This window comes from Paenibacillus sp. GCM10027626 (assembly GCF_042676285.1).
In the GTDB taxonomy this organism is placed as follows: Bacteria; Bacillota; Bacilli; order Paenibacillales; family Paenibacillaceae; genus Paenibacillus_Z.
The window spans coordinates 262,148-285,922 of record NZ_JBHTHC010000001.1; the positions used below are offsets into that span (position 1 = coordinate 262,148).

Consider the following 23,775-nt stretch of genomic DNA (forward strand, 5'->3'; position numbering starts at 1 on the left):
AACATGCCGAACATTTCCTATAGCCATGAAAATAGGACTTGAAAGCATTTTATTAAACATATATACTGTTAATATACGATATATACACCGATGGAAGGAGGGAAAACATGCATCTCTCCGTATCCCTTACATCAGGAGAACCGATTTATTTGCAACTCAAAGAACAAATTAAAAATCAAATTTTAACTGGACAGCTTCAAGACGGAGAACTTTTACCTTCAATTCGTAATCTTGCCCAAAGCTTAAAGATTAGCGTCATCACGACGAAACGGGCCTATGACGAATTGGAGCAGGAAGGGTTGGTAACTTCCGTTTCCGGCAAGGGGACGTTTGTTTCAGGCAACAACAAGGAGTCGATACGGGAGATTAAATACCGCGCTTTGGAAGACCAGATCAGATTAACAATCAAAGATAGCCGTAATATTGGTTTAACAAGAAAAGATTTATTCAATTTGATCACAATCTTGTACGGGGAGGAGAACGAGTCATGAATGTCATTGAGTTCCGCCAATTCTTTAAACGAAACGGAGAGTTTACCCTTAAAAATTTGAACTTTCCTATTCATAGCGGGTATATTACCGGGTTGATCGGTCCGAACGGATCGGGCAAAACGACATTGATTCGCTCCATAATGAACCTGATTCGACCCGATTCCGGAGAGGTTCTAGTTTTTGATCAATCCTATCGGAACAAGGAACGGGACATTAAACGTCGAATCGGCTTCGTTTATGATGAGGATTTCTTCTACAATCATCTGACTTTAAATGAGATGAAGAAAATCGTCTCATCGTTCTATCCTAGTTGGAATGAGACGGCGTTTAGGAAGTATTTAGATGATTTTCAACTGCCTGCACGCCGAATAGTTCGCGATTTATCGAAAGGGATGAAAACAAAATTCGCGTTAGCCGCTGCCTTGGCGCATGAACCCGACTTGCTGATCATGGATGAGCCGACATCGGGGCTGGACCCGGTCTTCCGAAGAGAAGTGCTGTCCATATTAAGCGAATATATTCACGAAGGAACGCGATCCGTTCTTTTCTCAACTCATATCAGTACGGATTTGGAACGCATCGCGGATTACATTGTCTATATTCGCCGCGGACAACTTAGATTTTGCGGAAGCAAGGAAGAACTGATTGATTCTTATGTGTTGGTGAAGGGGCCTTCAGAATGGTTGCGAACAACCCGTTTTGAAAACACTTTTCTGGGCTTACAGCAAAGTGCATTGGGATTTGAAGCGTTGGTCGCCAAAGCAAGCTATTCTGAAGAAGCTTTTGGCAATCAGGTAATTGTTGAGAAGCCGTCTCTGGACGATATCCTTTTCTACACGAGGGAGGAGAAATAGATGGTTCAACTGCTTGTGAAAGATATTCGAATTCAAAAGAAGTTTATTGCGCTCGGGTTCGTGTTTGTCGGCTTCTTCTTTTTTATTCTCGGCGCATTTGAAGGATTGCCGTTGTCCGTCCCCGCCGCGATATTCAGTCATTTTCTGATTGTGGTAGCGAGCAAGTCGGATGAAAAAAATAATAATGGCCGTATGCTCGCTTCTTTCCCGTTGCGAAGAAGTGATATTGTGACTTCCAAATATGTGGGAATTATTATGTTTATGTGCATTTCGTTTTTACTCACTTCATTGTGGCGTTGGCTGGCCGGGTTTGTGCTGCCTGTTCAGGAATTGCCTTGGTTCAGTACGCAGTCAATGATTATGACCATTCTGATCCTTTTCGTGTTTTACGCTATCTATTTTCCGCTATTTTTCGCTACAGGTTCACGTCTTGTACAAGTACTCGACTTAATCGTTATCTTCTCGCTCGGGGGCATCGGATTGTTTGCGATACGAATATTGGAATGGACAAATGTGGACATGGGCTCATCCCTTCTCAATCTGCTGAATTCGGATAGCATATCAGTTTTGCTATGGGTGCTTAGTGTTAGTTTTATTTTATTGCTTTTATCTTGGTGCCTATCAATGTCCGTGTACAAAAATAAAAATTTATAATGTAGATTTAAAGAGATTGGAGGTCTTACTGATGAGCTTTTATCCTTTTCGACGGACCGGAAAGAAACTCAAGGAGTTGACTTTTTGGGAAGCGTTTTGGACAGCTCGTGGAGTATTATTGGTAATTCTGTTGGTTTTTGTATTGGCAGTATGGATTTACCCCATGTTCAAACTCTAAGAAAGGCGAAGTGGCGGAACATGGTCAATGGCCGCAACAACTTAATAGCAATGATACGGTGTCTTTCTTCTTATAAAGAAAGACATCTTCTATTGGAAGCACCGCGTGCCAAGGCAAAGTATTTAATGTAGCTAAAGAAAATTTATCGTATACCAACCTGATCCGCAAACGCTTGTCTTCTTTGATGGTAGCGGACAGCTTTTGGTAAATATCCTCATAAATATGATCTCCAATTAAGCGTTCAACAGCGATCTGTCCCGCCATACTGCCCCACCAGGCTCTAAAGGATTTGCTGCTTTCGTCATAACCTCTTTCACCATCTTCATTGTTCTGAAACAAACATTTTATGTACGTATTCATCGCCAAATTTCCCTCATGGGTAAAATCATCATTATTAGAGAGGCGGTATATGACTTGTTCCCATACTTCTTGAAATCGCCTTAAAAACAGCTCCTCCTCAATTAATGCCCATTGCGATACATCGGTATAAGGGAATTTTGGATGATCACCTCTTTCATTCCTGCTGTTCAAAAATGCATTTTGAATATAGACTAAAAAATTCAAGGAATAGGGGGCGTCACTTTGAATGACGAACGAATTATGTCCTTGCAAGCTTGTCACACTCCGATCTTGATATTATTTTCTACATTCTACCACATAGCAAGACAAATCAAACATGAGGATTATATTCTTCCATGACGATGGTGTATAATTATTTTGAGACTTGCCTTAGCGATAGAGGTGTTACGTATTCGATCCAAAGAAAAATTGAACAGCTTTCATAAGCTGAATGATTTTATGAAGTATGGCGGCTTTACGGAAATACCTGAAAATAAACCATTGACCTTTAACGAGTTATTGCTGGCCTGTCATGCTAGCAGCAGAAGCGAGAAAGGGATAAGATTGGATTTTGAATTTCAACAATGCGACTTGACCATTATATATCACAATAATCATTACTATGGATCACGACTTGATTTTAGTCGGCTTGGACGAATCTCCAGCAAGGATAAGATATTGAAAAGCTGCGATGTGAATTTTTGGAGTAATTTTGAGAGCTATGCTACGGCACAGAGCTTGAAGATCAGTAAAACCACTCAAACGAAAAACAGTATCAGAGCTACATTAAGCAACGGATTGCGTGTAGCTTTTCATTTCTCCAAGGACCATGATGATTTTTTGATCAGTGAGATCACCAGCAGGTTCGGGAACAAAAGGATCATGAATGCAGCTCTTTTAGAGCCTTTCATTATTGAGATGGAAAGCATGAATATTTCCTTGGCCAACTATTTAAAACATGGCGGATTTTTTAATCTTCCAGGTAATGGAGGTGACACCTTTAATGATTTACTACTGAAATGCAGCAGCAAAGAAAGTCACAGCGGAATATCTGGTACGATTTTAGGTTTTAATTTTAAAAATTGGCTGTTAGAAGTCTTTTATGATGATGATCAGAAATTGATCGGGGAAAATGTAAAGTTTGTGGGCAATCACAATAATCAAAGCAAAGAGGACATTCTCAAGGGAACTGAAATTAATTTCTGGGGGAATTTTAAAACATACGCAGAACAAATTGGGCTGCAGATGATTGAAATATGTACAGGCTATGACACAATTATTGCCTTTTTAAATAGCGGATCAAATGTTCATTTTCAGTATCAAGAGGAGTACGGGGACTACGTCGTTTGTGTGCTTGAAGGTGAGGGGACTGAATATCGGGAGTCTTACAGGAGGATCTATACAGACGAATTGTCTTAGCCGGAGGGAAGAAGGAGCGTTCACTAATGTATGAGCTGAAAACAAAGGAAAATGACCACAGTGTAATTGAATTTATTGAACAGGTCGAAAATCCGAAAAAGCGTGAAGACGCCTATAAGCTGTTGGACATCTTTACTGAAACGACGGGATATTCTGCGAAAATGTGGGGGCCAAGCATAATTGGTTTCGGTTCGTATCACTATAAATATGAATCCGGTCACGAAGGGGATGCGCCGCTAGTTGGTTTTTCACCTCGGAAGGCCAAGGTCAGCCTGTATTTTGCGACGGGTGATACGGAGCGGGAGGCGTTATTGCAGGAGCTAGGGAAACATACAGCAGGAAAAGCATGCGTCTACATCAATAAAGTTGCAGACATCGATGTTGATGTTTTGAGGAAATTAATTAATCAGTCGGTGGAGTTTCTTAGAGCGGCATATCCGAATCCTTAATTGGTGAAATGGTCGTGCAGCAACTTTTTCAAGATTTGCTTCGTCAAAAGCATTGTGGACGGACAACTGAGGAGGATGCAAAATGAATGTTTTTCAACCGTTGAGAAAATCAGCACGTTATGTAACAATTGCAGCTGTTATTGCGGTTAGTACAGCGGGGATGTCCGGCATCGCTGTTCAGGCGGATGCGGCAGCGGCGGCTGCTGTCAGCAAGTCTGAGGATGCAACTGCCAAGGCCTTAGCGCTGAAAACGTTGAACAGCTTCTATAAACCGGCATTGAAAGGGCAATTTCCCGGTTCAGTGGAAGGGCTGACTGTAGGCGTAAGCACACGTAAGGATGTAATAGAAAAAATCGGCGAGCCGGAGGAACCTGCCAAAAATGCCGGCGGATTCGATGTGTATCATGCGGAAATGGGGCATCCTGGCTACGCTATTGCATACAACAAGTCGGGCCGGATAAGCGAAATACGGTATTTTGGCACAAATGTGGAGCGGCAGACTAATATCGGCGGCATTACCCTCAGTATGCTGAAGAAACATTGGGGAGCGCCGAATGCAACGACTACGATCAAAAACGGCAAGCTGGTGCAAAAGAAGGTAGTCTATAATCGCGGAGATTACGTGCTCTCCTTTATTTTTAATAAAGACAATGATTTGGATCATATTAACTTGACGAAAAAGCCAGTAAAAAAATAGCAAAATGAGGCCAAAGCGACGGTTTTGAGCAGTCAGCCGGGCGGGAGCTTTGTAGCATATGGACCTAGGATCCGTTATTGGCTCGAAAACAGTCGATTGGAAGTTTTGGCGGACACAGAATTCGTTAATTGCGGATTTTGCCTGATTTTCGCGGCCAATATGAGGGCAATAACGGAACCACGGTCCACGCCTCCGCCATTTTGGCACGTTTGTTCACAGATAACGGAACCAGGGTCCGCACAGGTCCGCTTCGCCCGCGTTTACATGCCAAAAATGGGGTATACATCACGCATTATATGTGCTATAATTTGCACATATTAAAATTAAAAGCAGGAGGATTGCAGCTGCAATGGCGCAACTAAAGCGTTTTGGCTTTGGTCTTCAAGCATTGATTGTATTGGCTTCAAATTCGGAGGAGCAATACTCAAGTGCCGAGATTGCAGAGCAAATCCGGTGCGAGCCTACGTCGCTCCGCAAAATATTATCCCAATTGGCAGAAGCGGCAATTATCGAGGTTAAGCAAGGCAGATCGGGCGGGTATCAGCTCATGTATGCGCCTGATCAAATTACGTTGGCTAAGATCTATAGCTCCTTGCATGATAAAGAACCGATTTGGGATCGGATGCTTGATACGACAGGCAATCATCTGTTTGGCCAGAAGGTCAATGAATCGTTCCAGAAGCTGATGACAGACATAAATACAAAAGTATATCAGGTGCTGGGGAATTACACGCTTGCTGATTTAATTGATTAAATTTTTTTGTTCTAAATTGAGCAAAAAATAGCACATATTATATGGAGGAGTGATTGAGATGAAAATAAAGTGGTACGGCCAATCCAGTTTTTTGCTTACGACCCAAGGAGGAACGCGCATACTGATTGATCCTTTCCATCGCTTGCTCGGATACCATATGCCTGTTGTTGAGGCTGACATTGTGATCGTGACGCATGATCATCGGGATCATAACCAGCTTCAAGCGGCATCGGGGGATTTTTTGCTTGTCAATCGTCCGGAAGTTTACAACAAGAATGATGTGACGATTCATGGCGTCAAAACCTATCATGACAAGCAAAACGGCGCGAAGCGGGGAGAAAATATTGTATTTGTCATCCAAGCTGATGAAATGACCGTTTGTCATAGCGGTGATCTGGGCCATCTGCTTACAGCAGAGCAGAAGGAGGCAATCGGCAAGATCGATGTTTTGATGGTGCCGACAGGAGGGGGCAAAACGATTAACGGTGCTGAAGCTGCCGAAGTGATGAAACAGCTGCAGCCCGCCATTGCCATTCCGATGCATTACAGAACGAAGGAGCTGGGGATTGCAGGCAAATTGTTATTTGAAAAAGTAGACAAATTTATAGCTGCAGCACAGAAAAAAGTAACGGAAGTAAGCGAGCTGGAGATCTCCTGTACTAGTCTGAACGAATATCAAGGCATTGTCACATTTCGCAATCGTCCGTAAAGAATGGGGATAAGCTCATGGTGACTAAAAAAATATCCGGTATTTTACTCACGCTTGCGGTGGCTATTATCGGTGCTTACGTACTAAGGCTGCTGCATGCGCCGATCCCTTGGCTGCTAGGCCCGATGCTGGCAGTGGCTATTATGCCGCACAAGGTGAAACAACGATTCATATGGCCAACACAAATTAGAAATACCGGGATGATCGTGGTAGGTTACACAATTGGCCTATCGATGACGGCAGCAGCCTTAAAGGAGATGGCCCGCCAGCTGCCCTATATGCTGCTAATGACAGTTTTGCTTTTGCTGCTTTGCGGCTTGATCGCCTTTGTTATGTCCAAGATGGCGAAAACCGATTACAGAACGGCGCTTCTGGCTAGCGTGCCTGGGGGGATGACGCAAGTGCTTACCCTTGCTGAGGAGACCAAAGAAATCAATCTTATGGTTGTGACAGTCACCCAGGTCATTAGGCTAATGATTATTATTGCAAGTGTGCCGTTCCTTATTTTTAGTCCGATCTTTGGCGAAACACACGCTGCTGCTTCCTATGCCGAGCTGCCCGCTCAAGCGTCCGCCTGGAGCGGCTTGACACCAAGTATGATCATTTATGCTTTAGTTTGCATCGTCTGCGCGATCGGAGGGAGCAGAATCAAACTGCCGACCGCATTTTTGCTCGGCCCTGTGATCGGAACCGCCATTTTGCATGCCGCTGGATTGGAGGCAGCCGCGCTTCCGCCGATACTTCTGCAAGCTGCGCAGCTGATGCTGGGCGTTTATGTGGGGCTGATGTTGAAACCGGAGGGAATGAACGGCAAGGTTCGTATACTTGTACTAGCCATTTTAAGCGGTTTTCTGCTTATGCTGGGGGCTTGGGGGTTAAGCGGAATTTTGACCGCCCTGGAGTCTGCTATTTCGCCATCGACAAGTCTGCTTAGTCTTGCACCTGGCGGATCGGATCAGATGGGGCTGCTTGCCCATGAAATTAACGCCGATTTGTCGATCGTAACGGGTTATCAGCTGTTCCGCACATTTTTTATTATGTTTGCGATCCCGCCGCTGCTGCGGCTGCTTTTTAAGTATGTGCCGGCTCCTATACAAGAGAAGGGAGTAGCGGCCAGGCCTGTTGACTAATCAACAGGCCTGTGCCTCTAACAAGAATGAGGGGGGACTACTGAAAACTCGGCTGGAATTTCCCCATCTGAATAATAGCGGATTGCCTTACCCTTCTTTTTTGCATATTCGATTTCTTTCCTTGTACTATTGCCTATGTAGCCATCAACATCGATAATGAAGATTTCATCTGAGAGATCAATTTTTTTAAAATGAATGTTCCCGAGTAATTCAGCTTGTTCGTGCGTGATTTGAAAACCTTCACTTTGTTCAAAGAAGGCTAATCCGATAACTACATTTCCTTGAAGAGTAAGATACGCATTAGCTTGTTCAAATTGCTTTTTGAATTTTGTAGAACCGCATAATGTTATTACTTTCATGGTTATATCCCTTCTTAACCTGTTTTTGACTAATTATACTGCAGATCTAGGATTACGGATACTCGATCAGAGCTGTTGCTCTGGTCTTTTTTGTTTCTTTTTTGCATTGTTCAAAAGAGTTGACAATTTGCTCCTGTTGCATTAACATCTAATTAGATATTCAACTAATTAGATTATTATCTAATTTAAGGAGTGGGAAATTATGCAGTTGGATAAGGTGGTCAATTATCATAAGGCGCTTGCGGATCCGACGAGAATTAAGATGTTAATTTTGCTTGCCGAAGGGGAACTGAATGGACAGGTTCTGGCTGAAAAGCTGGGAATAACACCTGCAACCATCACGCATCATGCTGCGAAATTGCGACAAGCTAGTCTAATCAACGAGCGCAGAGATAAAAATACGATTTATTTTTCCTTAAATGACTATTTCATTAAAAATAACGCCAACGCCGCAGTTCAGCTTATTTACCGGTCAAACGAAGGAGGGTCAAGCGATTTGGATAATAGCTTTAAACAGATCAAGGAGTCTGTCGTTAAAAATTTCTTTACTACAGAGGGCCGATTGAAAAATATACCCGCCCAATTGAAGAAGAAGCTTATTGTGCTGGAACATATCGTATTGAAGCTGGAAAAAGGGCGGAAGTACAGCGAGCGGGAAATTAATGAATTCATCAAGCGTTTCCATGATGATTTTGCGACGATCCGCCGGGAGTTTATCATGCATCAGTTCATGTTTCGGGAGAATGACATCTATGAGCTGAATCCGCCGGAAATGTGGGCCCGGTGGGAGGAGCTCTCTTGACTGCGTTAAAAGATAACGTTTAAGACGCGATTAAGTATCGCTGAACATCACGGAGTATCAAGTGAGGGGAAAAAGAACAAGTGGAAAATGAATTGCTACAAATTTTTGATGAAAATCATCGGCCCATAGGTACAGCCACTAGAAGTGAAGTGCATAAAGCTGGCTACTGGCATGAAACATTTCACTGCTGGTTCATTTCTAGAGAAGCAGGCGAGGCCTACATTTTTTTACAGATTCGCAGCGATTTAAAAAAAGACTATCCCTCGTTATATGATATTACCGCCGCCGGACATATTTTAGCGCATGAGACGATAGCAGATGGCGTCAGGGAAGTAAGAGAAGAAATTGGTATTGATGTAACGATAAATGATCTCGTGTCATTAGGTGTCATGAATTATTGTGTCCTAAGTGAAGAAATCAGAGATAAAGAATTAGCTCACGTTTTTCTATATGAAACCAATAACACATTGACTTTCGATGATTTTACGCTGCAAAAGGAAGAAGTAGCAGGGATGATACGGGTTAATCTTAAAGATTTTTTTGCACTTTGGAATCATGTTCAAGAGGAAGTAAGGGTAGAAGGATTCGTAATCGATGAGGCCGGAGAAAAGGTGTTTTTTAGCGAAAATGCCGGAAAAGATCGCTTTGTTCCGCATGAGCAAGCCTACTATGAACATGTGTTGGAAGCTATTTTAGTTTATTTGCAGCGCTAAGGGAAGAGTTAAAGGGATAAGCCCTTTCAAGCGACTGCCAAAAAGGTATGTGGACATACCGCTATTTCGCCAAAAAACAAGCAGCTGCGACGTTTGGCGGACACAGGATTCGTTATTTTCGATTTTTGCCGGAATTTTGTCACGCTTTGGAGTCACAGATAACGGATCTGCGGTCCGCGGAACCTATATATAGAAGCGGCGCCGCGGCGCACGCGAGCGTGACTCCTAAACTAAGCATTTGCAAAACTGTCGCCACAAAGAACAGGGACGATAGCAGAGTAATCCACTTGAGAGCAATGAATGACATCTTGACCGTACCCACGCTCGCGCAGTTCACGGCCGCTGGTTGAATCCCATATAAGCTCGGCCAGTTTGTTTTTTGAATATTCATAAGCTCCGATACAGACTTCTGCTTCAGAAGACTTGCTTCCATTTAACTTGGCCAGTATCATCCCGGCTCCCAAGTAATCTTCGATGCCGGGACGTAACTGGTATTCACTGTCTGCGGCATCCGGCCATTTTTCTCCGCACGCTATTACAGTAATATCGGACTTTAACTTCGTTCTCAAGTAGTTAGCTTTATTGACAACAGCAGTTGCATTAAGAGGACAGCCAACGAGTAAAGCAGGAACCTTGGAAGCGATCCGACTGCAAGCTGCACCGTTTAATGAGCACATTATAAATTTTTGACCTTTGTCTGAAGCTGTAAACGAAAGAGGGGATAACGAGTGGCCGTCATATTTGATGGACTCTGCCCTCCCCCAAACCATTTTTGCTCCAATCCGGTCTGCATATGCTTTAGCATCATCGTTAATTGGCGGAGGGTAGGGATATATTTCTGCGCCATACTCTACGGCAGTCACGACGGTAGAAGAAAAGCTGAGGACATCAACGATGATTACAATATCTCCACGGTCAGATGCGATTCGTGCTCCTTTTTGTCCCCATTCGAGCTTAACTTCAAAGGGTGATTGGTCAAAAAACATTTGTACCCACCTCCATATAATGGTTACATTCACTATATCATATCACATGACCTATGCAGTTTAAGCCGTTAACTAGTAATCAGTCACCACACTAAAACTTCTGGTTCTTGAATTGTTAAAAATGAAGCAGATCGACGGTGACATTATTTATTCGAAGACGATGAGCTGGGATATCCAGCTTATGGACCGATTATTGCCTGTGAGAATGCAGGCGAATGTAACGTTTCATCCGTCTATGTTGATCATTATGGCAGCTTTAAGCTGGACTAAATGCGATACCGATTCCAATGACACGACGACCATTGTTTAATTTCGAATCAAAAGGAGTAGACTAACTTGAACTCTCGGAGCTCGTTATTAAAACAGGAAAAGGGCTATCGCCAGTTATTCTTGGCGGGTCTCGTCAACGGCTTAGGAGATCGCTTCTCTCAAGTCGCATCGTTAAGTCTCATTTTATCCCTGACAGGTTCAGGAATGGCGGTTGGAATTACCTTTGCCGTGCGCCTGATTCCAAATCTCGTGTTTGGTCCTTTAGGTGGCATGCTTGCTGATCGATTTTCTCGCAAAAAAATCATGGTACTCTCGGATCTCATCCGTGCATTTGTTGCATTATCTTTCTTATTCGTGCACCAGGCATCCGACATCTGGATTGTCTATGTCAGTTCTTTCTTTCTCTCAGCAGGCGAAGCCATTTACGCCCCTACGCGTACATCGTCTATTCCCATCCTTGTATCAAAAGAGCGGTTGCTCTCCGTCAATGGGCTTGAAGAACGCATGGTTGGATTAGTGCTGATTCTAGGTTCCATCACCGGAGGTGTTGTGGCGGCGTTCGTCGGTACGACGTTTTCTTTTATTGTTAATGCTGTATCGTTTGTCCTATCTGCGTTCTTGCTGGGTGCTATCGTGTTTCCTGAATCTCATTTTGGGGACACTGGACAACAACATTCAACAAAGAAGCGCAGTTCTCAATTATCTAAAACCTGGAAAGAATGGCTTACTGTATGGCGTTCCTCACGATTCGTGCGTGCGATGATGATGGGTTCGATGATGTGGCCGATCGGATATGGCGTGTTTAATATTTTGCTTAGTGTATATGCGGTGCAAGTATACGAACAAGGTGATCTTGGGATTGGACTGATGTATGGCTCGCTAGGGTTCGGGATGGTGATCGGATCGAGCGTGACGGCTCGGTTTATGGACAATATGAAGATCGCTGTTGTCACCGGCTTCATATTGGAAGGTGTCCTGCATATGGGCATGAGTCAGGTTCCAAACTTTGGGCTGGCGATAATCCTATTGCTATGTTCAGCGTTATGTTCCTCCGTTGCGAATGCTTGTAATCATACGTTGCTCATGCAAGCCGTTCCAGGCCGGTTTCAGGGACGATTCTTCGGCCTGATGTCCGCTATGTATAACACCATCATGGGCGTTACGATGCTAAGTGCGGGATTTATGCTGGAAATCATGTCACCCAGAATGCTAGGTCTACTCGGAGGGCTTGTAATTATGATTGTATCGGTAGGTATGACATTCATCGTGTTAACCGACAAATCCCATGCTAATCATGAATAAAGCATGATAAGGATAGAAGACTCTTAATCTTCATCTTCAAGTCATTATGGATATCATGACCTTTGCAGTTCGAGTCATTAACTGGTAACAATCACACAGATTTTCTAATGACAAGCTCTGTCTCCAAACGTCTCAACTCGCTTGGTTTTTCATTAATAGAATCAAGCAGCATATCTACCGCCATCATACCTTCCTGCTGCTTTAATAACTTAATGGTAGTTAGTGGCGGGTTGTTGAAAAGCAGCTGCTACAGTATCATCGAAACCGATAAACGACAGTTCTATAGGAACATTCGCCGCGGCAATCACCCCGACCGCGATCAAATCATTGTTTGGGATAACGGCAGTTACATGTAGACCTTCTTCTATCCAAGACTTCATAGCTTCATATCTGTTTCTGAAGCTGATGAGTTTGACATAAACAGAAAAGAGTAATCTCCTCTAAATCCTCTATTGATGTTCTCTAATATTTCGTCTGTAGCCCCACTTGGCTATCAAACAGTATGCTCAATATGCAATTGTCATTCTTCTTCACACCGCCTGATAAGAGTAAATTTTACCAATTTGCCGATGTGTCAGATATCTTTTTCAGTATTGTCTAAATCTCCTGACTTAAGCAGTTATACGGGGTAGCGCGTTGCGAACATGACAATCCAGAATCGACATATTTACGCGAGAATGGAAGTTTGACTAACATTGTAAATGTAAGCGTTGACAAACCACTGTTAAAAAGAAGGGGGGACACGATGCAAAAAAATAAGCCGAGCGTTGCTTCGATCCAGCCGAAGCTGCTCATCAATAAGAATAGCGGCTGGAGAAAAGCGCTGCAAAATTGGGAGCTATACTTGTTTATTGCGCCTGCATTTTTTTACTATCTCATTTTTCATTACGGTCCTATGTATGGAGTGCAGATTGCATTCAAAAATTTTATTCCGGTCAAAGGAATATTGGGCAGTCCGTGGGCAGGATTTGACCATTTCGAACGATTTTTCAACTCTTATTATTTTTGGGACCTGTTATGGAACACGCTGAGCATTTCCTTGTATGAGTTGGCGATCGGTTTTCCGCTCCCCATTATTTTGGCGCTGGCTTTTAATGAAGTCAAGGATGGTTTTTTCAAAAGAACCGTACAGACAGTAACATACGCGCCGCATTTTATTTCTGTCGTGGTCATGGCCGGCATGATTATTACATTTTTATCGCCTTCTTCGGGGATTGTCATTCATCTGTTAACAGCACTGGGCATCAATGCGCCTGACTTTTTGACAGATCCGGCATGGTTCAAAACGATGTATGTGCTGTCCGGCGTCTGGCAAGGGACGGGCTGGGGAACGATCATCTATTTGGCTGCCTTGTCCAGCGTTGATCCGCAGCTGCATGAAGCGGCCGTTATGGATGGAGCGAATCGTTTTCGACGCATATGGCATATTAACATTCCGACTATCGTGCCTACGATTACGATTTTGCTTATTTTGAACATGGGCAGCATTTTGGGAGTAGGCTTTGAAAAAATACTGCTTCTGCAAAATCCGCTGAACATGGGATCGTCGGACGTCATCTCGACCTTTGTATACCGTGCCGGCCTTGTCGATGCGCAGTACAGCTTTTCCACTGCTGTCGGACTGTTCAACTCTGTAGTGAATGCCGTCTTGCTCGTTGTCGTTAACCGGATTGCGCGACGCACAAGTGAAACAAGTTTATGGTAGAAGAATGGGGGTGTGGCTGGACTCGTGAAAGAAACCAAGGCGGACAAAATTTTTATGGCTTGCAACTATGCTTATCTCTTGCTGGCCTTCGTAATTGTAGCCTATCCGATCATTTATATTGTCAGCGCATCAATCAGCGATCCGAAGCTGGTCGGTTCGGGAGAAATGTGGCTATGGCCGAGAGGCATTACGTTCGAAGGCTACTTGAGGGTATTTGATAATGCAAAAATATGGTCCGGATATAAAAATACAATCATTTATACGCTGGCAGGCACGGCGGTCAATCTGGCGGCAACTTTACCGGCCGCTTATGCGCTCAGCCGAAAAGATTTTAAAGGCCGGAGCTTCTTTATGGCGATGTTCCTGTTCACAATGTTTTTTGGCGGCGGACTTGTGCCGGGCTATTTGCTGACGAAAGCTTTGGGGCTGGTCAACACGATGTGGGCGCTTATTTTGCCGGGAGCAGCTTCCGTCTGGAACATTATCGTAGCGCGAACATTTTTTCAATCGACGATACCACAGGAGCTGCAAGAGGCGGCGCATATCGACGGTTGCACAAATTCAGGGATATTTGTCAAGATTGTATTGCCGCTGTCTGCTCCGATTATTGCTGTGATGGCTTTATTTTATGGGGTAGGCCACTGGAACAGTTACTTCGGCGCATTGATCTATTTGAATGAAGAGAGCAAATACCCACTGCAATTGATTTTGCGCCAAATCCTTGTCTTGCAGCAAATGACGGCCGAGACAACAGGAGCGGCGGTAAGCGCCTCTGTCGCCTCCGCGCTGAACAACAAAGCGGATATTGCGGCCCTGGTCAAATATGCGGTTATTATCGTCTCGTCACTGCCGGTCATCGTGGTCTATCCGTTCCTGCAGCGATATTTTGTGCAAGGGGTTATGATCGGATCGGTCAAAGGTTGAGGAAAAATATAAGGGGAGGATATACAAATGAAAAAACTGAAAAAACAATGGGGTCTTCTATTGTCTTTGGCGATGATTTCCGCCTCGCTGTCCGCTTGCAGCAGCGGCAGCAATTCTGCTGATCCGTCTGCCGAAACCGGCGGCAACAATCAGAACAAGAACAAAAGCGAGAACAGGGCCAAGGCTGGCGAAGAACCAGACAACAATAGTTTGAACAAAGAAGGCTTCCCGATCGTAAAAGAACCGATTACGCTGACGATGCTGGGGCAAGATGTCGGCATTCAAAATTGGGAAGATATGCCGTTTTTTAAAAAGATGGAAGAACTGAGCGGCATCCAATTCGAATTTCGCAACGCTCCAATTGACAGTTATGACACGAAAAGAAATCTTGTATTAGGCAGCGGCGACTATCCGGATGTTTTCTTTTCAGGACAGTTTTCCTCATCGGATGAAGTCAACTACGGCGGGCAAGGCGTGCTGATTCCGCTGGAGGGTCTGATCGATAATTACGCTCCCAATTTGAAGAAAATTTTTGATGAACATCCGGATATCCGCAAGTCGATCACGACGTTGGACGGCCATATTTATACTTTGCCAGGCATAGACCTGAGTGCGGTCTGGTATCGGAGCCCGTTGTGGTATAATGGAAAATTTTTGAAAGCGCTCGGCATGGACAAAATACCGTCGACTGTGGACGAATTGTATACGTACTTGAAGCGTGTCAAAGAGGAGGATCCGAACGGCAATGGCAAGCAGGATGAAATTCCGCTCACTTCTGTAAAGCTGAACGATTTGCGAATGTGGCTTCTTGGGTCCTGGGGGATTTACAATGAAGTTATTTATGCCGACAAGGAAGGCAAAGTTCACTACACGCCAATGGAGCCTGGCTATAAGGAATATTTGACTTTCCTGAATAAATTGTGGAGCGAGGGGCTGCTGGATAAAGAAACATTCTCGCAAACGGACGAGCAGAAGACGGCAAAAGGGAAAAACAACCAGGTAGGCTTGTTCGGCAGTTATCATGCCTATTTTATAATGGGCAGCGAACCAAGTATGACTGATCCGTTATATGCACCTGTTAACAGCGACGTTCCGGCGGTAGCCGCGAAACATCCGGGCCTTGCCAAAGGCGCTTTTGCGATTACAAGCAACAACAAGTACCCGGAAGAAACCATTCGCTGGATCGATTATTTTTACTCTACAGAAGGAGCCGAAATGCTTAGCTACGGTCCGGAAGGTATCCTTTGGGAGTTTGTGAACAAAGAGGATCGTACGAAGAAATGGCTGGACGTCCCGGGAGGAGGCGACCGCGAAGAGTATCGGGCGACGCTGACCCCGGATTATGGCGTCGTAGTGCCGAAAGTCAGCAATGCGGATGTCAGCCGCGGCTTGATCAGCGAATTTGACGACTGGGTGAGAAAAGAGACAGAAGAAAAAATTGTGCCAATCGCTAAAGTGCCTTTTCCGAGCGTTTATTTGACACAAGAGGAGCAGGCGAAAATATCGAGTATCCGTTCCGATCTGGATAAATATGTGGAACAGATGGAAGCGAAGTTTGTAACCGGACAAGAGCCGCTGGCCAACTGGGATAAATATATAGAAACATGCAAAAAAATGGGCGGCGAGCAAATTGCAGCAATCTACCAGGCGGCCTACGACAAATGGAGCGGCAATAACTCATAATAAAGAAGCGGAGGGCTGCTCCGAAAGTTGCATATATACGGCTTTCGGGGCAGCCCTGTTTGCCGGTGGCGCGCAGGTTAAGCCTCGTTGTCAGAGAGGTTGGCGGCATGCAGCTTACGGTACTGGCCGGGCGTATATCCGGTTTCTTTTTTGAATTTGCGGATAAAGTTCGGTGTATCGATATAGCCAACCCGCACGATGATGTCTTTCAACGGGTCGTCGGTCGTCAGCAGCTGCCGGATAACCTCCTTCATGCGGCGCTGCCATATATACTGGGAGAAGCTGCTGCCGGTCTTTTCCTTGAAGCAGCGGCTCAAGTATGAAACGGAGATGGCGTATTTCTGCGCGGTTTGTTCCAGACTGAGGTGGTGATCCGTATATCCCTCATCGACATAAGAGACGATTTCGTCCAGCAGCGAATGCTGTGCGGACTCCATATTTTGTGCCGACTGCTTGCAAATTTCGCTTGCCATTGTGCACAGCTGCTGTTCCAACGTTTCGAGCGTTTCAAAAGAAGTCAAGTTTGGAATATCGTGAATGAATTCATCCATGCCAAGATCGGCTGCAGATTTGAGCATCGTGTTCAAAATATCGAAACAAATGCAGCGCAAGAGCGGGATGGACAGCGCTTGCATTCTTACATTAGCGAAAATCGTTTCAATCATTCTGACAGCAACGTGGTCATTGCCATGCTTCAAGCTTTGAACAAGTTTGAGCATCGCGTCCTTCGGTATCCAAAAGTCATCATTCGATGGCCGGGACAGTTGTTCGAAATAGGTTGTGCTGCCTTTCCCATGCGTCATGCGGCATTCCAGTGCGGACATCGCTTCGATGTAGGCTTGATTCAGCATTTCCGGACTTCTGTAGGAGTTGCTGATTCCGAATGATGGAATGAGCTGCGAAGTTTCGATCACAAGAAGACGCAGCTTCTCGGCGATCTGCTCCATTCGGCCGTCTGGCGGCTGGCTGCTTTCCCTGTCTTCATTCATGTTGACGATAAGCGCCAACTGGTCCGTATGCGGCAGTTCAACACCGTAAACATAGCACTGATACTCAGGGAAGCTTGCTTCGGTCAACGACTGAATCATGTTTTGGCGGACATCAAGTGAATGCTGCATGCCCGCATATTCATCCAGCGCTACTGCAATGACGAAATGACTGCCGGTCAGTTCGATGCCGAACAGCTTCATCATCCGCTCCGATTCCGGCTTTTTATGTGCTCCGTATTTTAAGAGCATGAGCAGAAACTGGTTGCGTGCATAAGGCTCCTGGATATCGGCTCTAGTGCTATATTCATGCAACATTTGCCGTATCCATTCCAGTTCGTCATGTTTTCTCGTCCGGGCTGGCGGAGAAGCGGTGATGTTCAGCCTCGCGAACTCCAGCAAACGATGAATCGGATGATATTGCCTGCGAGCAAGGAAGACGGCTGCCAAAACGCCAGCCAGAACGACAACGGCGAACGCATACAGGAAAAAGGAGCGGATATGGAAAATGCGTCCGAAAAACTGATCGCTCGGCATTGCGGTTACATAGGTCCAACCATTGAAAGCTGATTTGACAGCGACGACGGAATGGGGGATTTTATTCAAAATCAAATTATGGCTGCCGGCTCCCAACTCCGCCAAAACCTGTGTTTCATCAGCGGGAATAGAAGCGCCTCGATGATTGCGCGCCAGTATTTGTCCGTCCTGGTCAAAAATATAGCTGTTGCCATTGAAGTCGTTCAAGATGGAATCCATCATCCCAGTAACTTTGGACTCATCCATCAAATATAAAACGCTTCCATACGGATAGGAGGTGTTCGGCGCAATAGGAACAAGGTAGGCCAGCAAAGATTTTTTGATATGCGTATTCGTGTTGACTGACTCCGCCGGACGAACGATCGGGTTGTCGAGTTCATTCAAGTCTTTTACTATATGCTGTTGACTCCAGTCTTTGAAGAAGTAAGTTTGACCAAACAGCACATCCAGATTTGTCAATCCCCGTGAGGAATATATGACATGATCACCGCGGAAGTATAAGAATATCTCGTCCAGAATAGCGCTATTCGCCTTATATTTGTCCAGTGCCTGGATTGCTTCGCGGGTATAGTATGGATGCCGCACCATAAAAGGCGTCAGTTGTTCATCCAGTGCAATTCGCGTTGCGATATCGCGCAGCTCGGTCATGCGCGCATCGATCGTCAGCTTGACTTGATTTAATTGGTTAGTATTAGACTGTTCGATTTCACTGCGCAAATTGTTGACAGCGTTCTGATAAATAAAAAAGGCGAGCACTGCTAGCGGGACGAAGAAGATGAGTATGTAGGAGAAAATATATTTCAGCAACAGCTTCGATTTATAAAAATCCCGGTTCATGTTACATCCCCCTATATTTAAGATAACCGGCAATCGTCCGGGAACTCGATATACAGAGATAAATTTTCTGAAAAAGGGTATTTAAGCGCTGTCTTTGAAATTTATGCGGTGTTAGTAAAGATGACCGGCTGTAATGTGCCATATCGTCATCGTACCTGATCAAGCTACACTGTGCAACTATTTGTTGTCATTCATTAATCGCTTCATATAAATCCAGGACGTACTCTCTAGTGAGCTGCTGATTGTATACCAGCACAACGAGTTTGAATCGTTATTGACGAGCATTTGTTTTATGGATATGATATAGCGATTATGCGCGTTTAATTTTTTTTACCTTTATAATTGACATTCATGTTAGTCAAAAAAAGGAGTGACTAGATGACATTAGTAACAATAAGTAAAGAACAATTCGATTCTTTGGATGATGAAAGGCTTGGCTGGATATGCGTCGAACCGACGATTCTGCAAATTCGCGGCAAAGAGTTCGCGGTCAAACAAAAAGCAATATCGGGGCTGAACAAAGGCCAGCAGGCATTGTTGATGTTCAGAGTGCTGTATGATCATGCCAAACATTCGGCAGCGGAATATTACGCCTGGATATCCTACCTGCTGGCTACTCCAGGCTATTGGACTGGGGTATTGGGCAGCTTGCAATTTTTTGACGATCAATCGATGCTGATCTTGCTTGAGGATACCAAAGAAGCGATTGATGTCAGAAACGGCAGACTAGGTGTCCATTATGGCGATGCGGAGCTTAAAGATCTGGACCAAGATCGGGAGCTGTCGCAAACGATGAGCTTATTGTTCGAGCGATTTCATGCAATCGTGCCGGATAGTCTGCAATTCATCAGTAAACATATCCGGGCAAATCCGCAGCATTTTGTAACTATAGATAAATAACGTCAAAAAAAAGCTGGTCTCCGCACAATGCAGGAACCAGCTTTTTTCAGTTTAAGCTGAATATTTTTTTCGATACTCGCCAGGGGTGATGCCGGTATATTTTTTGAACATGCGGATGAAGGAGTTTACATTGGTATATCCGATCTTTTCGGCGATTTTTTTCACATGCAAAGTATAATCCTGCAGCAGCAGCTTGGCGCGATCAACCCGGAGACTGTTAACATATTCCAAGTAATTGCTCCCGGTTTTTTCTTTAAAATAGGTCGAGAGATAGCCGCGGGTAATGTTCAATTTTTTAGCCAGCAAATCAAGGGATATATCGGCATCCAAATGATCTTTCAAATAACTGGTAACAAAATGGATAATATGATCATGCTCCGGCTCTCGTTCGGCAATTTTGTCCGAGGCCATGTTAATGAAAGCTTCAAGCAGCTTTTTCAGTTCCTCTGGTGTGTGGCAGCTCTCAATTTGCCCGCCAATCTGCTTAAACCGCTCTTCGCTTTTCAGCTGCAGTGCGGGAACCGCCTTCACCACTTTAGCTATAATCATATCGGCAAAAGCATAAACTTGCGCGGCTGAAGCTTCCTTTTCCAGCATTTGATCCAGTAGGCGGAACAGCATGCCGGCAGTGGCCACTGCATTTCCGCAATGCAGCTTGGTAAGAAATTCCTGCTCCTGTGCAGCCGTCCATTCGCTATTCGCAGGCCTGACTTCCAATACTGTAATAATTTGCGCCTCGTCTATCAGACGGCGCTGTTCCAGAAGCCGCAGCGCTTGCTGGTAAGCCATCGTCAGCTGCGAGGAGTCGTTTTCCACTGGGCTCACTGCAATCGTGGCTGTACAATAATTTTTATCAATATCAAACACTTGCTTCATCTGCTGCAGAATAAACATCACATCGGCTTGCTCCTCTAAAAACTGGATGGTCAAAATTTGATCTTTTTCGATTTGAAAGGTATGCGTATTCTTGAAATGCTCAGAAAACAGGCAATGAATAAATTCCCGGAAATAATAGCTTATTCGCTCTTCATTAGTCTCCGACAAACCACTGGAAGCGGATCTGAAGTGTAATTTAACCAAAACAAGTACGAAAGGCTTATCCGCGAAATGCAGCTCATTCATATCGTGCAGGCTGGTATGTATCTTTTTCAGTTTATTGATATAAGCGTAGTATTTGACTAATGAATTTTTGGTAGCAAGATCTTCTTGAATGGCACGGCTCGTAAGCAAAATATCCAAGATTTTGCTGCTTATAAAGTCAAACTCCTTAATGGTGCTTTGCAATGGCGCGGCAGAGCGGGAATTTTGATTCGTCTCCATAATTTTTTTGTTCGGATTGTTGAATTTGACTGAGAACCACACTGAAGTGATAAAGCTAATGATGACGGAAACGACAAGCAGCGTGATGAAAATCATTTTGAGATGAAAAATTTGCGAGGAAATATGGTTGAGCGGGACGATATTCAGATAGGTTAAATTGGAAGCCGTGCCTTTTTTGTAGAAATAGTAATAATCGCCCAGCTTCTCGTAGCCGCTGCTGTATGTATAATTAGGCAAAGAACCCGCAGCCACTAAAGCGCCCAGTTCCTTGCGAACCTGCTCGGCCATAATATAGTCCGGTTCGTTATTGTTGCTTAGCATAATGATTTTGCTGTTGAAGGATTGGCCCAGCAATATATTCCGCATTAAGACCAAATAGTTTTCGTAGTTGTCTACCGTATTTTTAAGATTCAATTCATTATATTTGACGATTTCATGATATATATTTTTTTGGAAATTGTTAAACGATAAATAGCTGAATGAGGCGAGTAAAGAGATGATAAGCAGGAAGCTTGCAAGGAGACGAATAAGCAAAGATTTTGACTTATCGGTGATGGAAAGAAGATTCAGCATCATGCACCGCCTTATTTTAACTGTGGGATATGCCTCGAATGGGCAGCAGGATAAAGCAATACTGGAAACGATATACAGATTATAACCGACTTCAGGATGAAATGAAAGCGCGCTCAATATGAGGCCGATATGCAATTATATGACTGGATCGACAAATATTCCACTTTCCGTGATTGGGATAGATTCCTTGAAAAAAAGCAATGTAACATTTGGGGAAATTTGCTTAATATAGCTGTATTATCGCCGTTAAGGGTTAACAAGTAAAAGGGGGAAGGAGATGATGCAGAGCCGCTGAAGGCATCCAACCCACAGGCGGAAACGTCGCCTGCTGAACAGGAACAGCCGCTTAAGGAGCAAACGTTTACGATGTTGACCGAGACCCATCCAACATGGCCCTACAAGAAGGATTGGCTCATTGGGAGATGTACAAAGAAAAGACAGGCGTTACACTCGATGTGCAGCTTCCGTCAGGAAAACTGCAGGAAACTTTAAATTTGGTCATCGCAGCCGGCAATATGCCCGAGCTGATGTATATGACCAATCATGCGGATGCGAATCGTTTCGGTCAGCAAGGGGCACTCGCGAACATTCTCGACTATATCGGTTTGATGCCTAACCTTAAAGTCCGACTTTCCATGCGTGGTACAAAGAGTGCGTCCGTCCATTTCGCTGGTGAAAATTGATAGCTGAGGAGTTGAAAGGTTCATGGATAAAAAGATGAAGCATTTGGCAATTCCGGTCATTATCTCATTGCTTTCAATATTGCTTTTTAATTTTTCAACGATCGCTACAGCAGCAAGCACCAATGTAGCGGCAGGCAAGCTGCCGATCTGCAGCGGAGCGATAAACGGCGCCTCGTATACAACAGATGGCGACACCTCCACGACACATTACACGTCAGTCGCAACGGGCGTTACCTGGATACAAATTGATTTTGGAGCGAGCTATGACATTGACAAAGTTAATCTATGGCATTACTATGGCGATGGAAGAACGTTCCATGACGTCATCGTGCAGCTATCCAACGATGCCAGCTTTGCAGCGAAATCGACCGTATTCAACAATGATACGGACAACAGTGCCGGTCAAGGTGCGGGAAGCGATGCGGAATATGCCGAGACGAGCAGCGGGAAAACAATTGCTTTCCCTGCTGTGAATGCGAGGTATATCAGACTGTATACGAATGGAAGCACTTCAAATGCTTACGGCTACTATGTAGAAGTGCAGGCGTGGACGGCTGACGGCGGCACTACGCCGGGGCCTGATCCAGACCCAGATCCAACGACAGGTACTATTCTCGTCCAGGATGACTTTTCCAGCTATGTGAGCGGACAGATCATTACAGACAATACGACTTATTCATGGGCTCCTTTTCCTAATGGGGGCACATCAGGCCCAGGCAACCCGTCAGCCTTATGGGAGGCGGACACTGGCAAATTTGTCGCTGACAACGGCTGGGGTTATTCGGGGAAGCCGAATGAGTGGGGAGATCGCTGGTTTTTCCGTACGAATACGCGTAACTTCGATATCGGCGACGCAACGGTTACTTGGAAATACCGTTCTGCTCCTTTCGGACAGGATGGCTACACGGTTGAATCAAGCGATGCGGTAGATTTATGGCTCAGATACCAGACGCAATACAATTTATATGTCTTACAGTTTGACAGAACGAACAACGCCGTTGTGGCCAAGCGCAAAGTGCCTGCTGAAGGCTGGTCTGGACCGTCCAATCTTGTTTCGAACAAAGGTGTCTACTATTCACTTGTAACAGACAATGAACAGCCGATCTGGGGGGCAGGCCAGCAGGCCATTACATGGGCCGGTCACGGCTTGCCGAATCTGACGCACGATTCAACTACGTTATACAATTTTAAAGCGAAAGTGGTTAACAAGCCAGGCGGAACCGTGCAAATCCAGCTATGGCGGGACAATATATTAATCGCTTCATGGCTGGATAATAACAATGGCACCGCGGCGAACGGCGAGACGTTAAGCACTCATATTTCCAAGGGCTATTACAATTCGGTGCCCGGCTGGCAGTCCTGGTGGGGACAGCCGATAACCAGAGCCGGCGCATCAGGCTTTAGAGCAGACAACATTAAGTTCTGGATTGATGATTTTGTTGTAACTTCCGATTAATCTGATAGCCGGATCGCAAAGCGCCTCTTCTGTTGAGAACAGAGGGGCGCTTCGTGTGCTAGTAT

General features: G+C 44.8%; 25 protein-coding genes. 19 read left to right on the plus strand and 6 right to left on the minus strand.

Annotated elements, in window-relative coordinates; all coding sequences use genetic code 11:
• The first annotated feature begins 107 nt into the window (after positions 1–107).
• Genes ACFQ0N_RS01155 through ACFQ0N_RS01165 form a run of 3 tightly spaced genes read left to right on the plus strand, consistent with a single transcriptional unit; the run spans position 108 to position 1,999 of the window.
• Positions 108–491, plus strand: a complete 384-nt coding sequence (locus ACFQ0N_RS01155) for a GntR family transcriptional regulator (RefSeq protein WP_379322507.1) — start codon at positions 108–110, stop codon at positions 489–491.
• Positions 488–1,345, plus strand: coding sequence for an ABC transporter ATP-binding protein (locus ACFQ0N_RS01160; protein WP_379322508.1), 858 nt, complete (start codon positions 488–490; stop codon positions 1,343–1,345). Before ACFQ0N_RS01155 ends, ACFQ0N_RS01160 begins: the two co-directional genes overlap by 4 nt.
• The gene (locus tag ACFQ0N_RS01165) at positions 1,346–1,999 is read left to right on the plus strand and encodes an ABC-2 transporter permease (protein WP_379322509.1); all 654 of its coding nucleotides are present in this window, start codon (positions 1,346–1,348) and stop codon (positions 1,997–1,999) included.
• Positions 2,000–2,201: 202 nt separating this feature from the next.
• On the opposite strand, the gene ACFQ0N_RS01170 is transcribed toward ACFQ0N_RS01165, so the two are convergent.
• The gene (locus ACFQ0N_RS01170; protein WP_379322510.1) at positions 2,202–2,789 is read right to left on the minus strand and encodes a hypothetical protein; all 588 of its coding nucleotides are present in this window, start codon (positions 2,787–2,789) and stop codon (positions 2,202–2,204) included.
• A gap of 105 nt (positions 2,790–2,894) precedes the next feature.
• On the opposite strand from ACFQ0N_RS01170, the gene ACFQ0N_RS01175 reads away from it, so the two are divergent.
• The 6 genes from ACFQ0N_RS01175 (at position 2,895) to ACFQ0N_RS01200 (ending at position 7,674) form a co-directional block, all read left to right on the plus strand.
• Positions 2,895–3,935 (plus strand): hypothetical protein, encoded by a 1,041-nt coding sequence (locus ACFQ0N_RS01175; protein WP_379322511.1) that lies wholly within the window; start codon positions 2,895–2,897, stop codon positions 3,933–3,935.
• A 26-nt stretch (positions 3,936–3,961) separates the two neighbouring features.
• On the plus strand, positions 3,962–4,384 hold the full coding sequence (locus ACFQ0N_RS01180; RefSeq protein WP_379322512.1) for a DUF1801 domain-containing protein: 423 nt from the start codon (positions 3,962–3,964) through the stop codon (positions 4,382–4,384).
• 82 nt (positions 4,385–4,466) lie between these two features.
• On the plus strand, positions 4,467–5,081 hold the full coding sequence (locus ACFQ0N_RS01185; protein ID WP_379322513.1) for a YjgB family protein: 615 nt from the start codon (positions 4,467–4,469) through the stop codon (positions 5,079–5,081).
• A gap of 349 nt (positions 5,082–5,430) precedes the next feature.
• Complete coding sequence (locus tag ACFQ0N_RS01190; RefSeq protein ID WP_379322514.1) at positions 5,431–5,835, plus strand: Rrf2 family transcriptional regulator; 405 nt, start codon at positions 5,431–5,433, stop codon at positions 5,833–5,835.
• Between the two features lie 58 nt (positions 5,836–5,893).
• Positions 5,894–6,544, plus strand: coding sequence for an MBL fold metallo-hydrolase (locus ACFQ0N_RS01195; RefSeq protein ID WP_379322515.1), 651 nt, complete (start codon positions 5,894–5,896; stop codon positions 6,542–6,544).
• A 17-nt stretch (positions 6,545–6,561) separates the two neighbouring features.
• Positions 6,562–7,674, plus strand: coding sequence for an AbrB family transcriptional regulator (locus ACFQ0N_RS01200; protein WP_379322516.1), 1,113 nt, complete (start codon positions 6,562–6,564; stop codon positions 7,672–7,674).
• Positions 7,675–7,691: 17 nt separating this feature from the next.
• Here ACFQ0N_RS01200 and ACFQ0N_RS01205 read toward each other — a convergent pair whose 3' ends face one another.
• A complete protein-coding gene (locus tag ACFQ0N_RS01205) occupies positions 7,692–8,033 on the minus strand; it encodes a hypothetical protein (protein ID WP_379322517.1) in 342 nt (113 codons plus the stop codon).
• Positions 8,034–8,235: 202 nt separating this feature from the next.
• Between ACFQ0N_RS01205 and ACFQ0N_RS01210 the strand changes: the two genes are divergently transcribed.
• Together ACFQ0N_RS01210 and ACFQ0N_RS01215 are read left to right on the plus strand one after the other, a co-directional pair.
• Positions 8,236–8,835, plus strand: a complete 600-nt coding sequence (locus ACFQ0N_RS01210; RefSeq protein WP_379322518.1) for a DUF2087 domain-containing protein — start codon at positions 8,236–8,238, stop codon at positions 8,833–8,835.
• Between the two features lie 80 nt (positions 8,836–8,915).
• Complete coding sequence (locus ACFQ0N_RS01215) at positions 8,916–9,548, plus strand: NUDIX hydrolase (protein ID WP_379322519.1); 633 nt, start codon at positions 8,916–8,918, stop codon at positions 9,546–9,548.
• 230 nt (positions 9,549–9,778) lie between these two features.
• Here ACFQ0N_RS01215 and ACFQ0N_RS01220 read toward each other — a convergent pair whose 3' ends face one another.
• Entirely contained in the window at positions 9,779–10,534 is a 756-nt protein-coding gene (locus ACFQ0N_RS01220; RefSeq protein WP_379322520.1) for a 2-phosphosulfolactate phosphatase, read from the minus strand.
• A gap of 121 nt (positions 10,535–10,655) precedes the next feature.
• Here ACFQ0N_RS01220 and ACFQ0N_RS01225 point away from each other — a divergent pair, with 121 nt between their 5' ends.
• Both ACFQ0N_RS01225 and ACFQ0N_RS01230 read left to right on the plus strand, forming a co-directional pair.
• Complete coding sequence (locus ACFQ0N_RS01225) at positions 10,656–10,844, plus strand: hypothetical protein (protein ID WP_379322521.1); 189 nt, start codon at positions 10,656–10,658, stop codon at positions 10,842–10,844.
• Between the two features lie 26 nt (positions 10,845–10,870).
• On the plus strand, positions 10,871–12,106 hold the full coding sequence (locus tag ACFQ0N_RS01230; protein WP_379322522.1) for an MFS transporter: 1,236 nt from the start codon (positions 10,871–10,873) through the stop codon (positions 12,104–12,106).
• Between the two features lie 91 nt (positions 12,107–12,197).
• Here ACFQ0N_RS01230 and ACFQ0N_RS01235 read toward each other — a convergent pair whose 3' ends face one another.
• Positions 12,198–12,350: a substrate-binding domain-containing protein gene (locus ACFQ0N_RS01235; RefSeq protein ID WP_379322978.1), complete on the minus strand. Its 153-nt coding sequence runs from the start codon at positions 12,348–12,350 to the stop codon at positions 12,198–12,200.
• A gap of 501 nt (positions 12,351–12,851) precedes the next feature.
• On the opposite strand from ACFQ0N_RS01235, the gene ACFQ0N_RS01245 reads away from it, so the two are divergent.
• From ACFQ0N_RS01245 to ACFQ0N_RS01255, 3 genes are read left to right on the plus strand one after another with little or no spacing between them, the layout of a single operon-like run.
• Complete coding sequence (locus ACFQ0N_RS01245; RefSeq protein WP_379322523.1) at positions 12,852–13,811, plus strand: ABC transporter permease; 960 nt, start codon at positions 12,852–12,854, stop codon at positions 13,809–13,811.
• A 12-nt stretch (positions 13,812–13,823) separates the two neighbouring features.
• The gene (locus tag ACFQ0N_RS01250; protein WP_379322524.1) at positions 13,824–14,735 is read left to right on the plus strand and encodes a carbohydrate ABC transporter permease; all 912 of its coding nucleotides are present in this window, start codon (positions 13,824–13,826) and stop codon (positions 14,733–14,735) included.
• A 27-nt stretch (positions 14,736–14,762) separates the two neighbouring features.
• The gene (locus tag ACFQ0N_RS01255) at positions 14,763–16,418 is read left to right on the plus strand and encodes an extracellular solute-binding protein (protein ID WP_379322525.1); all 1,656 of its coding nucleotides are present in this window, start codon (positions 14,763–14,765) and stop codon (positions 16,416–16,418) included.
• Between the two features lie 77 nt (positions 16,419–16,495).
• Here the strand turns inward: ACFQ0N_RS01255 and ACFQ0N_RS01260 are convergent, their stop codons facing one another.
• Positions 16,496–18,778: a helix-turn-helix domain-containing protein gene (locus ACFQ0N_RS01260; RefSeq protein WP_379322526.1), complete on the minus strand. Its 2,283-nt coding sequence runs from the start codon at positions 18,776–18,778 to the stop codon at positions 16,496–16,498.
• A 378-nt stretch (positions 18,779–19,156) separates the two neighbouring features.
• Here ACFQ0N_RS01260 and ACFQ0N_RS01265 point away from each other — a divergent pair, with 378 nt between their 5' ends.
• On the plus strand, positions 19,157–19,678 hold the full coding sequence (locus tag ACFQ0N_RS01265; protein WP_379322527.1) for a hypothetical protein: 522 nt from the start codon (positions 19,157–19,159) through the stop codon (positions 19,676–19,678).
• A gap of 51 nt (positions 19,679–19,729) precedes the next feature.
• Here the strand turns inward: ACFQ0N_RS01265 and ACFQ0N_RS01270 are convergent, their stop codons facing one another.
• Positions 19,730–21,571, minus strand: coding sequence for a helix-turn-helix domain-containing protein (locus ACFQ0N_RS01270; protein WP_379322528.1), 1,842 nt, complete (start codon positions 21,569–21,571; stop codon positions 19,730–19,732).
• A gap of 389 nt (positions 21,572–21,960) precedes the next feature.
• On the opposite strand from ACFQ0N_RS01270, the gene ACFQ0N_RS01275 reads away from it, so the two are divergent.
• A complete protein-coding gene (locus ACFQ0N_RS01275) occupies positions 21,961–22,254 on the plus strand; it encodes an extracellular solute-binding protein (protein ID WP_379322529.1) in 294 nt (97 codons plus the stop codon).
• A 22-nt stretch (positions 22,255–22,276) separates the two neighbouring features.
• Positions 22,277–23,710, plus strand: coding sequence for a discoidin domain-containing protein (locus ACFQ0N_RS01280; RefSeq protein WP_379322530.1), 1,434 nt, complete (start codon positions 22,277–22,279; stop codon positions 23,708–23,710).
• The last annotated feature ends 65 nt before the right edge of the window (positions 23,711–23,775 follow it).

Bases quoted from the DNA above. Each gene is read 5' to 3' on its own strand.
- ACFQ0N_RS01210 (WP_379322518.1), top strand. From the start codon at position 8,236: ATGCAGTTGGATAAGGTGGTCAATTATCATAAGGCGCTTGCGGATCCG.
- ACFQ0N_RS01165 (WP_379322509.1), top strand. From the start codon at position 1,346: ATGGTTCAACTGCTTGTGAAAGATATTCGAATTCAAAAGAAGTTTATT.
- ACFQ0N_RS01275 (WP_379322529.1), top strand. From the start codon at position 21,961: ATGGCCCTACAAGAAGGATTGGCTCATTGGGAGATGTACAAAGAAAAG.
- ACFQ0N_RS01265 (WP_379322527.1), top strand. From the start codon at position 19,157: ATGACATTAGTAACAATAAGTAAAGAACAATTCGATTCTTTGGATGAT.
- ACFQ0N_RS01245 (WP_379322523.1), top strand. From the start codon at position 12,852: ATGCAAAAAAATAAGCCGAGCGTTGCTTCGATCCAGCCGAAGCTGCTC.
- ACFQ0N_RS01205 (WP_379322517.1), bottom strand. From the start codon at position 8,033: ATGAAAGTAATAACATTATGCGGTTCTACAAAATTCAAAAAGCAATTT.
- ACFQ0N_RS01200 (WP_379322516.1), top strand. From the start codon at position 6,562: ATGGTGACTAAAAAAATATCCGGTATTTTACTCACGCTTGCGGTGGCT.
- ACFQ0N_RS01160 (WP_379322508.1), top strand. From the start codon at position 488: ATGAATGTCATTGAGTTCCGCCAATTCTTTAAACGAAACGGAGAGTTT.
- ACFQ0N_RS01220 (WP_379322520.1), bottom strand. From the start codon at position 10,534: ATGTTTTTTGACCAATCACCCTTTGAAGTTAAGCTCGAATGGGGACAA.
- ACFQ0N_RS01270 (WP_379322528.1), bottom strand. From the start codon at position 21,571: ATGCTGAATCTTCTTTCCATCACCGATAAGTCAAAATCTTTGCTTATT.
- ACFQ0N_RS01190 (WP_379322514.1), top strand. From the start codon at position 5,431: ATGGCGCAACTAAAGCGTTTTGGCTTTGGTCTTCAAGCATTGATTGTA.
- ACFQ0N_RS01280 (WP_379322530.1), top strand. From the start codon at position 22,277: ATGGATAAAAAGATGAAGCATTTGGCAATTCCGGTCATTATCTCATTG.
- ACFQ0N_RS01180 (WP_379322512.1), top strand. From the start codon at position 3,962: ATGTATGAGCTGAAAACAAAGGAAAATGACCACAGTGTAATTGAATTT.
- ACFQ0N_RS01255 (WP_379322525.1), top strand. From the start codon at position 14,763: ATGAAAAAACTGAAAAAACAATGGGGTCTTCTATTGTCTTTGGCGATG.
- ACFQ0N_RS01155 (WP_379322507.1), top strand. From the start codon at position 108: ATGCATCTCTCCGTATCCCTTACATCAGGAGAACCGATTTATTTGCAA.
- ACFQ0N_RS01185 (WP_379322513.1), top strand. From the start codon at position 4,467: ATGAATGTTTTTCAACCGTTGAGAAAATCAGCACGTTATGTAACAATT.
- ACFQ0N_RS01260 (WP_379322526.1), bottom strand. From the start codon at position 18,778: ATGAACCGGGATTTTTATAAATCGAAGCTGTTGCTGAAATATATTTTC.
- ACFQ0N_RS01225 (WP_379322521.1), top strand. From the start codon at position 10,656: ATGAAGCAGATCGACGGTGACATTATTTATTCGAAGACGATGAGCTGG.
- ACFQ0N_RS01195 (WP_379322515.1), top strand. From the start codon at position 5,894: ATGAAAATAAAGTGGTACGGCCAATCCAGTTTTTTGCTTACGACCCAA.